This is a genomic window from Rhodococcus sp. EPR-147 (assembly GCF_001647185.1).
Lineage (GTDB): Bacteria > Actinomycetota > Actinomycetes > Mycobacteriales > Mycobacteriaceae > Rhodococcoides.
This window is the reverse complement of sequence record NZ_LVCU01000081.1, coordinates 1-7,750: the sequence shown is the minus strand read 5'-3', so window position 1 is coordinate 7,750 and position 7,750 is coordinate 1. Positions and strand designations below refer to the sequence as shown.

The 7,750-nt window shown below is 66.8% G+C and carries 1 protein-coding gene; it reads left to right on the top strand.

Annotation, left to right across the window (positions count from 1 at the left end; all coding sequences use genetic code 11):
- Positions 1-7,750 (top strand): non-ribosomal peptide synthetase (locus tag A2J02_RS04305; RefSeq protein WP_156516082.1); only part of this gene is annotated, 7,750 nt, incomplete at both ends.

Genomic DNA, 7,750 nt, shown 5'->3' with positions numbered 1-7,750 from the left:
CGCTCTTCGCGCACATGCGAAGTCCGCCGGTGTGTCGCCGGCCGCACTGTTCCTCGCAGCCTTCCAGCGCGCTCTCGCCGCTGTCTCGACCTCCAGCGCCGCCGACATCGCTGTCGGAATGCCGGTGCTGCAGCGCGACGAACGACATCTGACGACGTTGGGCAGCTTCACCCAACTCGCAGTGGCGCGTTCGCGTGTGGGGCTCTCGTTCGACGACGACCTGCTGGCAGCAGGCGCGGCCATTGCGGGTGCCAGGCGCCACGGACGTCTTCCGCTCTCGGAGTACGCACAGTACGCCGACGAACCGGCACACCTGACTCGCACCACCTTTCTCTACGAGCCGTCACATCTGGCGTTCGGCACTGCCTTCGTTCTCGGCGATCGATGGGAATTCGATCTGTCGGGTTATCGGGCGAACCCGTATCCGGTGCCCTCTCAGACCGGCCAATTCGATCTGAGATTCCAGGTCGGACTGGTGCACCAAAGATATGTCTGTGCAGTGCATTTCGGACCGCGGCATCACCGTGCCGCAGTGCTGATCGCCGAACACATCCGAGACGATCTTCAGCGCATATCGGGACCGGCGTCCATCGCTTTCGTCGAACCGGGTCGCTTCGGTTCGGGTTGGGTGCATCCGGCCGATCGCGAGCCTGCCCCGCCACCTGCCGATGTGATCGCACGAATCGGAGACATCGCGCGTTCGCACCCCAACCGTTTCGCAGTGTCGTCCGGTTCGGACCGGCTGAATTACGCAGACCTGTGGCATTCGGCGAGTCGAGTGGCCCGTCTGCTGAGCGGTCGACGGGGCGAGATCGTGGCCGTGTCGATGCCGAAAGAGCCCGACGCCGTGGCCGCAATGCTCGGGGTGATGTTGTCCGGCAACGCTTTCGTCGTCGTGGATCCGACGTATCCCGAGCAGCGCCGTGACATCATGCTCGCGGGCATCGACGTGGTCGTCGTCGCTACCGGTACTTGGGGCGCGATTCCCGAGACGTTCGCAGGGGCCGTCATCGAACACGGCGGTGCGGTCGGGAGTTCCACGGCCGGTGCACTTCCGATACCCGACCGCACACCTCCGACGCGTGCTGCATACGCCGTTCACACCTCGGGATCGACCGGACGGCCGAAAAGGGTGCTCGTCGGTCGCGCAGCTCTGGCGTACTCCACGGCTGCCCGCGATGTCGTGTACGACGAAGAGCCGCAACGCTTTCTGCACCTGTCGTCGCTGTCGTTCGACAGTGCATACGCCGGTCTGTTCTGGACGTTGGTGCGGGGCGGTGAGCTGTTGCTCGTCGACACCGGGGAACCGCGCTCGACCGCAGAACTGGCCGATATCGTCGCCCATCGGGGTGTCACCCACGTACTTGCCATCCCGTCGCTGTACGAGGCCCTGCTCGATGAATCCACGAGCCTGTTCTCGCTGCGACAGGTGATCGTCGCGGGCGAGGAGTGCACCGAGGCTCTGGTCGATCGACACCGAGCGAGACTTCCCGGTGCCACGTTGACCAACGAGTACGGCCCGTCCGAAAGTGCGATCTGGTCGACCGCCGATCACGTCGCGGCGAGTGAGCCGGTCACGATCGGGCGATCAGTCCCCGGTATCGGTACTCGTGTGGTCGACGAGTCCGGTCGCCCGGTCCCGGCAGGCACACCAGGAGAACTTCACCTGACCGGCACACTGGCGTACGGATACGACGGCGACCCGCGCGCAACGGCCGACAAGTTTCGGCCCGATCCGTGGGGGACCGGCGGACGGCGGGTGTACGCAACCGGGGATCGAGTGCGGGTCGGATCCGACGGTCGGCTGTTGTTCGACGGCCGAGTCGACGAGCAGTTCAAGATCTCCGGGTTTCGTATCGAACCGCGCGAGGTCGAAGCGGTGGTGCGTCGAATCACCGGGCATCAGTGCGTGGCGGGTGTCGCGACGGGGCCTGGTGGACGCCGCGACCTCGTCATCGCCGTCGACGATGCCGTGTTCGCAGACGTGGATGTCGAAGCGATGCTCTCGCGCATTCGCGAGGAGGTGCCTGCACATCTCGCGCCGCGCGCTGTGCGGGTCGTCGCGTCCATCCCGCGCAATGTCAACGGCAAGGTGGACAGGCGTGCGGTTGCGGCATTGTTGTCCGAGGTCGCGGTCCCGACGACCGAGCGCGATGCAGCCGATGTGCCCTCGACCGACGCCGACGGCCTACTCCTGGATGCGGTTCGGCATGCGTTGTCGCGAGACGTCGACGCGAGTCGAACGTTCGTCGAGCACGGCGGCGACTCGATCGCCGCTATGCGGGTCGTGGGATTTCTGCACCGACGGGGTGTGCAGCTGTCACCTCGCCGACTTCTGGCACCGGTACCGCTACGCGAACTGTCGCTCGTCGCGGGACCGGAGGTGGTTCCCTCGGTCCGGCCCATCGGCGATCGGACGGATGCGCTCGCCACCAGCCGTGCTCAACGAGCGATGCTGCTGCAGACCGCGCAGGAATCGTCCCCGGGGGTCTACGTGGAGCAGTTGGTGCTCGAACTGTCGGGTGATGTCGACGTGGTCCGGCTCGCCGCCGCGTGGCGAGCCGTGTTCGACGCCTTCCCTGTCCTCGGTGCGCACGCCACTGCGGCCCCGTACCTCACCCTCGACACCGGACGAGCAGGCACCGTTCCGATCGACGTCCGCCACGAGGTCGTGAATTGGACCGACGTGCTGACCGAAGATCGTGCGCGCGGCTTCACCCTGCCGGTCGACCCGCTCTCGCGGGTGCTGATTGCGCCTCACGCGGAAGGTGTGCGGGTCCTGTGGACTCATCACCACGCAATCGCCGACGGTTGGTCCCTTCCGGTGATAGTCGGCGGCCTCGCGGCCGCGTATCGCTCGGGCGACGTCGGCGAAAGGCAAGCCGGATTCGAGTCGTCGGTGGACAAGTCCGTTGCCGCCCATCGATCGAGTGCACGCCCTCTGGTGGAGAGGCTCACCTCGCCGACGGAGCTCGAACTCGGTGCCACCCGGGCCCACACCATCACTCCACCAGTCGATCTCGATGTCGTGGCCGACCGACTCGGCATCACGGAGGCCGCACTGGTCAACACGGTGTGGTCGTTGGTGCTCGGAAGTGTCTTCGGAATGCAGACCGTCGAGCACGGCATGGTCGGCAGCGGCCGTCACATCGGTACACCCGGGATGGATCGCGCGGTGGGGATGTTCGTGCGGATCGACCCGATCGCCTCGACGTGGACCGACGTCACCGAACTCGCCGACCTCGGTGCTTTGGTCGCCGATCAGGTGGCCGCCGCGATGGACGGACCTGTTGCCACCGGGTGGACACCGGAGACCCTCGTCGTCGTCGAGAACTATCCGCTCGATCCGTCGGCGCTCTCGTTCGGACCAGGGATCGAGACGGCATCGGTGGAGCTCGTCGAACAGACTGAGTTCGCACTGGTTCTGCAGTACCGGACATGGCCGACGAGCGCGCTGCATCTGCACGTCGACACCACGAGGGTCTCGCCGGCAGCCGCAGGAGCCGTGGCTCGACAAGTTCGAGCCGTGCTGTCGGGGCTGGCCACTGCCACGGGTGATACTCCGGTGGCGGAGATCCTCGCCGCCCCCGTGCATCGAGAGATCGATCACGCTGTCGAACAATCGGTTTCGATGGTCGAGAGATTCGCCGAGAACGCGCGGAACCATCCCGCTCGGGTCGCCTTGGTCGACGGTCGCGTCCGCTCGACCTACGCCGGACTGGACGAGCTTCGTCGAGACGACGCGGCTCGGTTGCGTGCGGTCGGCGTCGCGCCAGGGCACGTGGTGGCCGTGCACGCACCGGCGTCCGTGTCGCTGGCCCGTACGCTTCTCGCGATCGCGACCGTGGGTGCCGCCTGGCTGGTCGTCGACGACGACCTTCCGGCCCAGCGAATCGACGCCATGCTCGCCCGATCCGGTTCGCACTGGTCGTTGGTGCCGGGCGGGCGGGCGGTGCGGTCGACCGTGGCGCTGCCGCCGAGGTCCGAGGCGAGCTCGGCCGATCATCTCGCCTACCTGATCTTCACGTCCGGCACCACCGGTGAGCCCAAGGTGATCGCTGTGGAGCACGGCACACTTGCTCGCCATCTTTTCGGTACGTGCTCGCGTTTCGACTATCGGCCGACCGACGTCGTGTTGGTGTTCGGCTCGGTGGCGTTCGATGCGTCGCTCGAACAGTTGTTGGGTGCACTGTATGTCGGCGCAACGGCGGTGGGCAGACCGAAGGACATCGTTGCGCCGACCGAACTCGCACAGTTCCTGAACGACTTCGCCGTCACCGTGTTCAACCCGCCCACGGGCTATTGGACCCAGTTCACCTCCGCTGCGCTGCCCCCGGCTGTGCGCACGGTCATCGTTGGTGGAGAGGCGTTGCCGGCGTGGGCAACTCGCGTACCGGACGGGGTGGCGCTCTGGAACGCATACGGCCCGACAGAGGCGGTGGTGACGGCGCTCGCCCACCGCGTCGACGGCCGGGCGATCGATCCACTCCCGATCGGCACGTCGCAGCCGGGCCGCGGTGCGGCGGTCCTCGGCCCCGATCTGCTGCAGGTCGCCGACGGCGTGATCGGCGAGATCTGGCTGACCGGCATTCTGGCCGCAGGCTATCTGGGAGACCCCCGAAGTACGGCCGATGCGTTCCGGCCGAACTCGGTCACCGGAGCATCGGCGGGCGAACGGATGTATCGCACTGCAGATCTGGGGTTCAGGGCTGCCGACGGTTCCATCACGTTCGTCGGCCGGGTCGACCGTCAGGCGAAGGTCCGAGGATACCGAGTCGATCCGGCCGAGATCGAGACCGCGGCGGTTGCAGTGGACGGCGTGGTCTCGGCGCGCGCACTGCTCGTAGCACCCAGCGACGGTGTGGCGGTGCGCATCGAATGCGTTGTCGTGGTTCGAGACAGGGACGCCCGGTCCGTTCGTGCTGCAATGGGAACCACCCTGCCTGCTCATCTGGTGCCGTCGCGTGTGCACGTGGTCCCCGAGTTGCCGCTGACCCGAAACGGGAAAGTGGACGACGTCGCGTTGCGGACTCGGATTCTCGCCGGTACCTCAGCCGTGGGTGACCCCGGCGACGCCGCCGACATCGACGGGATCGTCACCTCGGCGGTGCGGGAGGTTCTCGGAGTCACCGATCGAAACATCGGGTTCGTCTCCGCCGGAGGCGATTCGCTGCGTGCGCTTGAACTGTCGGCGATAGTGCGGCGCAGCGGTGTCGTACTCGACGTACGGGTAGCCCTCGCCGACGGCACCGTCGATGCCCTGGTGGCAACCGCATCCGTCGACCCGTCTGCCATGGCCGACGGTACCCAGCCGAATCGCAGCCGACTCCTACCGCCGGCAGTGCACTGGTTCAGCGATCGCGTGTCGAGCGAGCCGATCGCACAGTGGAACATGGCAATTCGGCTCGATCTGGATTTCCTGCCGGACAGTGCCCACGTGGACGCGGCAGTAGCGGAGGTGCTTCGCGTACACCCCATGCTTCGAGTCCGACTCGAAGAAACGGACTCGGTTCGGGAGTTCATTCTCACGGAGGCATGCCCTGTTCTGTTCTTCTTCGACACGGTCGAACACGAAGTGACGAACGCGTGCAAGCGGGTGTTCAACCGCTTGACCGGCCGAGTCGGCATCGACAACGGCACACCGATCGGTTTCGGTGTCGTCCGAGCGATGGACTCGGGTGCGGCCACGATCATCGTGCTGGCGCATCACCTCGTCATGGATGTCGTGTCCCTGCACATCGTTGCGGGCGACCTGATCGAGGCCATCGCTCACGGCAACGACGGCGCTCGTCTTCCGTCCGAGCGCACCAGCGTTCACGAGTGGGTGCAATGGCTGGCGTCCGACGCAAGCGCGCCCGGTGCGTACGAGCGATGTCGCGCGGCCTATCGAGGACTGAGGCCGACGGGCGCTGATGCCGGACGCGTCGATCCGGGCACCGAGGGCGACGCGGTCTCGGTGCACCGAAGTGTTCCCGCCGCGGTGATCGACGCGGCGACGGCAGCCATCGGTGCCAGCGTCGAGGAGATCCTGCAGTCGGCGGCGGTCACGGCGTATGCCGAGACAGCAGGCGCATCGCCGGTCGTCGTCGAAGTCGAGACGCACGGACGTGAGCTCGACGCGGAGGGTATCGATCTCACCCGAACCGTCGGGTGGTTCACCGGACTGTCCGCGGTTCCGGTGCACCCCGCGACACCGGGCGAGCAGATTTCCGAGATCCGCGCAAGGAGAACGTGTCTCGGTACAACCGGCCAGCTGCCCACTGTCCTGCGGTACGTCCTCGGGTCGGATCCGTGCCCGGGACTGCGTCCACACGTCGGCGTGAACTACGTCGGGAGACTCGACGCCGATCGGACGGGCTCGGCGGGCGCGTACGGCGAGGGGCACCTGCGTGCCGCGCACGCTGCGCGACCGGGCGCCGTACAGATCGACGCATGGTTCAGAGGCGGGGAATTCGTCGTGGCGGTCGAACACGTGGACGGGGACTCGGCGGAACTGGTGGCGGATGCGATAGTCGCGGCGGTGACAGCCGCGACGACGGCCCGGCCTATTGCGGTCGAGGCAGGACTGTGTGCGATCGATCTGCGCGGCAACACGATCGACGACGTACTTGCTTCCGGGCCTGTCGAGGCCCTCGCGCCGCTCACCGAGGTACAGGAGGCGATGTACCTGCGCAGCGGTTCCGATCCCGCTGCTGCGTACGTCGAGCAGATCGTCCTGAGACTGCCGGGCGGCGTCGAGCTCGACCGCCTGTGCGCAGCCGTCCGATCCGCGGTCGCGGTGATGCCCCTTCTACGCGGCGACATCGTATGGGAGGGGCTCGCCGATCCCATCCTGGTGGTGCGAGCGCACGCCGAACCGGTCTTCGTGTCCGACACCCTCGATGCCGGGATCGAAGTCGATTCTCTTGCCCACGGTTCGGCGCTCTTTCGGGCCACCATCTCGAACGGAGCGCTGGCCCTGACCTTCCATCATCTCGTCGCCGATGGCTGGACTGTCCGAATGCTGCTGCAGCACGTAAACGATCACTATTTCGATCGCCCCGTGCCGACGGACGCCGATCACCGGATGCTCCTGCACATGGTGGTATCGGCGAATCGGCAAAGACCCCCCTCTCTCGACCGTTCCCCGGCCACGCTGCTGCCGCCACTCGATCCGGACGCACCCGCGGCGGGCCACGGGAACATCGATCTGACCCGCTCTGTCGAACCGAGGGCTGCTCGGCAACTCCGGCGGGCCGCCGCCCGACGCGGTGTCACTCTGGCATCACTTGCCCACGCCGGCTGGGCACTGCTGCTCGGCCGGTCCGCTCCGCACGTGCGGTTCGGCAGTGTGGGACAACACCGTCCGGCGGGCCACGACGATGCGCCCGGCATGTACATCGAAACCCGCACGCTGGATGTGCGACTGCCCGCCGATGTCGACGTTCTGCTGAAGTCGATGCACAGCGCTCTGCGAACGGGGGCCGAATCCGATGTGCACGAACATGATCCAAATGATGCCGTCACCGCCGGTGTCGGTGCGATGTACGAGACCGCGGTGATCGTCGACGATGCGCGAGGAACCGGTGCGGCCGCAGAGTTTCTCGGTCGCCCCGTCGATGTGCTGTCGACCCGTGAACGCACAGGTCTTGCGCTGACCGCGTCGGTGATCGACCACGGCGGCGCGTCGGGCATCGAGGTGACCCTCAACTGCGATCTGGAGCAGGTGACGGAGCAGGACGGACACCGCATCCTGAGTGATCTTCTCGCG